This window comes from Thiorhodospira sibirica ATCC 700588 (assembly GCF_000227725.2).
GTDB classification, from domain to species: Bacteria; Pseudomonadota; Gammaproteobacteria; order Ectothiorhodospirales; family Ectothiorhodospiraceae; genus Thiorhodospira; species Thiorhodospira sibirica.
This window is the reverse complement of the sequence record NZ_MU255055.1, coordinates 1,162-5,386: the sequence shown is the minus strand read 5'-3', so window position 1 is coordinate 5,386 and position 4,225 is coordinate 1,162. Positions and strand designations below refer to the sequence as shown.

Here is a 4,225-nt window from a genome sequence, read left to right as displayed (position 1 = left end):
AATATCTGAACTGTGACCTGAAAGCAGGCGTTCACAAAGGTTCGCCAGCGCGAAACAAGGATCAATTGAAACAGAAAGTGCTGTCTCATCTTCGCAAACTGCAAAAACTACCTAAGCGAGTTGCGAGCTATTTCCAGGCTGAATCTATTCAATATGCAGCAGTGTAGCTATTTGGTTGCCGGGTTAATAATACAGAGTGGCGCGGATTAGCACGCAGATATAAAGGGTCGGGGGTGATGCGCAGGGCAACCGGTCGCCCGGCCAGGCGGGACAGTCGATGATTGATCGCTACCGCAATGGCCGGATCATTGAGCTGCCCATGCCATTGGCGCGAACCCTGTTTGCGCACCGCCAGCGGCGACAGCAGCAATACCGCCAGTCGTGTTTGCTGAGAAACAATGGGGTCAGCCTCTGCCGTGATCTGGGCATTGGCAAAATCAATGTGCTCTGCGGTGGCTGGGCGTGTCATGCAGATCGTTTCTGCTTGCCAGTGGCGCAGATAGTCCGCTAACTGGGGATCAGGGGTGGAGACAACCAGCGTGTGTACGCGGTTTTCGTTTTTACGGTGATAGCCCAAAGGGGCAAAGGTCCAGGGCCGTGCCTGTGGCCCGAGAATATCGGTAGCCTTGGCCCCGGCAGCGGTCCAGGCATTAACGAGTGCATCGTGTAGCAGATCAAGAAAGCGATAGCCACGCTCCTGACCGTTGGGAAGTTCGAGGCGAATGCGATACATGATATTGTCCTTGCGTTGGTCAGCGTTCCAGCGCATCTTATCCCGATTTGATTTAACCTATTAAGTGCATGACTGTCAAAAAAGTTGACATACTCCGGCGTCTGGGGTTCATTGAAATTCGGGTGCTGTGGGCTGGAGGCGTTACCGCAGGTGAATTGGCCCAAGCCTTTGGATTGAGTCGCCAGGCCGCACAAGCCGTTATCAATGAATATAAACGCCAGATGCCGGGGAATTTGAAATATGATGCCTCCCTGCGTCGCCATGTAGCAGCACAGGGATTTAAGCCGGGCTTTATTCGTGAGGGGAGCAGCGCTTTTCTTGATTACTTGCGCGGCCAGGGACTCGTTGCGCAATTTATTGAGGATATCGATTGGAGCGAAATTCCTTTTTGTGATGCTAACCGTGCCACCCGCCCTAAACTTAATAACGACATGGTCAGCGAGGCCCTGCAGGGACTGTATCGCAAAAAAGCCGTAGCGATTCGCTACAGCTCCAAGTACCGCACTATCTTACGCACCATTTCGCCGCATTGCCTGGTATTTGCCGACAATCGCTACCATCTGCGTGCGTATTGCCACACCGTGCATAAATATATGGACTTTGCACTCTCGCGCATCCTGTTTGCCGGGCCAAGCAATGAGGAATGGGTGTCAGGTGATGCCGATCGTGCCTGGCATCAGTATCAGGATCTTTGTTTTCAGGTTGGCGCTGAGCTAAGTGCGGAAAAACAAACCGCTCTGCGAGAGGATTACAAATTAACACCGGGGCAGGTCCTTACCCTGCGCACCAAGCAGGCGCTGGCCTTTTATTGTGAGCGTGAGCTGCTGGAAAAGGGTTTTGTGCGATGTGATGAACACGCCTTAACCGCCTCGCCCCATTCGCTAGACGAGGCGGATCTTCGGCGCGAGGATTAACGCTGTGTGAGATTTATCCCAAAACCGGCATCCAGGCAAGCTGTAACAGCTCCCAAGCCAGCAGATGCAATCTGCAGAACTACCAAAAAAATCAGGACACCGAAGCGATGGGCGGCGAGACGGGTTGAGCGGCTGGCAAGGAACTACCCGTCGCTACTGTGTCTCGTTTTTGCCGTTATAGGGCTGTCTTGATGGTTAATGCACCCTGGCAGCATCTATTCAAACGGCAACTGCTCCGGAACCTTTGGCGGGTTTTGTTTAGGCTTACGGCGATGACGGCGGGCCTTGGCGGGTTTTTTAGGCACCACATCAGGCTCCGCATCCTCTACCTCCTCCGCCTGGGTCAACTCCGGCAGGCGTTCATCCTCGTCATCTTCCTCAGGCAATGCCTGCGGCAGAGGTGCCTTTGCATCCTCCTCGGGTTCGCCCAAGAGCTGTACATCCAGCAAATCACAGAGGCAATGGATGCACAATAAATGCACCTCCTGAATCCGTGGCGTGGCATACGAGGGCACCCGCAACTCAAGATCCGTCAGCCGCAGCAGACTTCCCAGCTCACCCCCATCACGCCCGGTCAGCGCAATCACGACCATCTCACGCTCATACGCCGCATGAACCGCCTGCAAGACGTTAAACGACCGCCCCGAGGTGGAAATCGCCAGCAACACATCGCCCGGCTGCCCTAGCACACGCACCTGACGCGCAAAAATCTGATCAAACGCATCATCATTGGCCACCGAGGTCAGAATCGAGGTATCCGTGGTCAAGGCAATCGCCGCAAGTCCAGGCCGATCACGCTCAAAGCGATTCACCATCTCAGAGGAAAAGTGCTGCGCATCCGCCGCCGAGCCGCCGTTACCACAGGCCAAAATCTTCCCCCCATTCAACAGACTGTTCAAAATCACCTCGCTGGCACGGGCAATGATCGGGCCAAGCTGCTCCAGAGAGGTATTATGCACCTCAATATTTTGCTTAAAATGGTGCTCAATGCGCTGTATAAGATTCATCAAAAATCCCCGTTCGCGTGGCCTCAAAGCCCAAAAAGCTTAGTATAATCGCCTTGTCGTCAACAGGGGGCGCTGTCTAACAACGATATTCAGCAAATGCCACAAAGGCCGCACGCTTGCGTAAGCAACGCCGCATCCCCCTGTCAAGCATACACCCATCGTTTACACGCAAACCAAACGGAGGGCGCGACGGGATGCTGCATAGCCGTCCATCAACGCTGCAGACCTTCGCGCACATCAATGACATCATCCAAACCCGCTTCCAGACGCAAAAAAACAGCCATGCCAAAAGCCACGCAACAGACTGCAAATGCAAACACCCTGATTCTCATTAAAAAACAGGACGATACCTGCCCGCTCAGCCCCGTACAGAAAAAATTCAACACCCTGATCAAGCAAATTGAAAAGCAAAAAAAACTATTGGCCGAATGGCAGGAAACATTTGAATTTTGTCACCATCATGCATCAAGCCGCTTGATACCGATCACGCAAAAATTTGCAGAGCATCAAGCAGAAATGGTGCTACTGATTCACCGGCAAGCACAAAAACATTCTTTTACGCCAAAACAGAAAGAAAAAATAAAGCATATCATCGTCAGTATGGCTGAAGACGTTTTAAACATCAGGGAAGACGAGGAGCTGGAGAATATTTATAAGTTGTATGCAAATTCTCATGACGATGAAATAAGCGATGATGAACGACAGCTTGTCTCCGCAAAAATCCGCGAAATGTTTTTGCATGATTTGGGCATCATACTGCCGGATGACCTCGATCTGTCGAACAGAGAAACCGTGGAAAAGTTGCTTGATGAGCTAGAAGAAAGTTATGCAAAAGGAGGATATCAGGAAGAAATCCGGCCTAAACGCAAAAAAACCGCCAAACAAAAAGCCAAAGAAGCACGACAGCAGGAAGAAGAAGCCAATACAAGCAAGTCAATTCAAGCCATTTACCGGGAATTAGTCACCTCCCTGCACCCAGATCGTGAGCCAGATGCCGAAGAAAAACATCGCAAGACCGAACTGATGAAGCAGGTGACTGTGGCTTACAAGAAAAAAGACTTGCTAAAGCTGCTGGAGTTGCAGGTTAAAATAGAAAAAATAGATCAGGAAAAAATAAATAGCATCAATGAAGAGCGCTTGATTCACTACAATACTATTTTAAAGAATCAACTGGAAAACATTAAGATGGAGTGCTTGTTTATTCAAGACAAGCTAAAAATAGCAGCAGGATATCCAAGCTATATTTTGCTAAAAAAAGAGTATGTAAAGGAAAAAATCATGGACGACATAGCGCACATGGAGGAGATGACCTCGCTCATCATCAATGACTTGCACGCTTTCGAGGACGTTAAAGCATTAAAAAAATGGATAAATAGACATAGAATTGATGACCTGGAAATTGATTTTAATGATATTTTTCGATAAAAATGAGGCTCGCCTGATTTGGCATCGAAAAGACACCCCTCCTTTTCAAGGAGGGGTGCCCCGTAGGGGCGGGGTGGTTTAAAAAGCCTAAGAACCTGTTCAAAGTCTTCTAAAAATAGCCGACAATAGCAAGATGAGACATACCT

At 50.1% G+C, this 4,225-nt stretch carries 4 protein-coding genes; 2 read left to right on the top strand and 2 right to left on the bottom strand.

Annotation, left to right across the window (positions count from 1 at the left end; translation table 11 throughout):
• Positions 1 to 148 precede the first annotated feature (148 nt).
• Positions 149 to 733 carry a hypothetical protein gene (locus THISIDRAFT_RS00055; protein WP_006788699.1) on the bottom strand — a complete coding sequence of 195 codons (585 nt, stop codon included), beginning with the start codon at positions 731 to 733 and terminating at the stop codon, positions 149 to 151.
• Positions 734 to 801: 68 nt separating this feature from the next.
• Here THISIDRAFT_RS00055 and THISIDRAFT_RS00050 point away from each other — a divergent pair, with 68 nt between their 5' ends.
• Complete coding sequence (locus THISIDRAFT_RS00050) at positions 802 to 1,647, top strand: MarR family transcriptional regulator (RefSeq protein WP_006788698.1); 846 nt, start codon at positions 802 to 804, stop codon at positions 1,645 to 1,647.
• A gap of 215 nt (positions 1,648 to 1,862) precedes the next feature.
• On the opposite strand, the gene THISIDRAFT_RS00045 is transcribed toward THISIDRAFT_RS00050, so the two are convergent.
• Positions 1,863 to 2,654: a phosphoheptose isomerase gene (locus THISIDRAFT_RS00045; protein ID WP_006788697.1), complete on the bottom strand. Its 792-nt coding sequence runs from the start codon at positions 2,652 to 2,654 to the stop codon at positions 1,863 to 1,865.
• A 240-nt stretch (positions 2,655 to 2,894) separates the two neighbouring features.
• Between THISIDRAFT_RS00045 and THISIDRAFT_RS00040 the strand changes: the two genes are divergently transcribed.
• Positions 2,895 to 4,079 carry a molecular chaperone DnaJ gene (locus THISIDRAFT_RS00040; RefSeq protein ID WP_139064098.1) on the top strand — a complete coding sequence of 395 codons (1,185 nt, stop codon included), beginning with the start codon at positions 2,895 to 2,897 and terminating at the stop codon, positions 4,077 to 4,079.
• Positions 4,080 to 4,225 lie beyond the last annotated feature (146 nt).

Bases quoted from the DNA above. Each gene is read 5' to 3' on its own strand.
- THISIDRAFT_RS00055 (WP_006788699.1), bottom strand. From the start codon at position 733: ATGTATCGCATTCGCCTCGAACTTCCCAACGGTCAGGAGCGTGGCTAT.
- THISIDRAFT_RS00050 (WP_006788698.1), top strand. From the start codon at position 802: ATGACTGTCAAAAAAGTTGACATACTCCGGCGTCTGGGGTTCATTGAA.
- THISIDRAFT_RS00045 (WP_006788697.1), bottom strand. From the start codon at position 2,654: ATGAATCTTATACAGCGCATTGAGCACCATTTTAAGCAAAATATTGAG.
- THISIDRAFT_RS00040 (WP_139064098.1), top strand. From the start codon at position 2,895: ATGACATCATCCAAACCCGCTTCCAGACGCAAAAAAACAGCCATGCCA.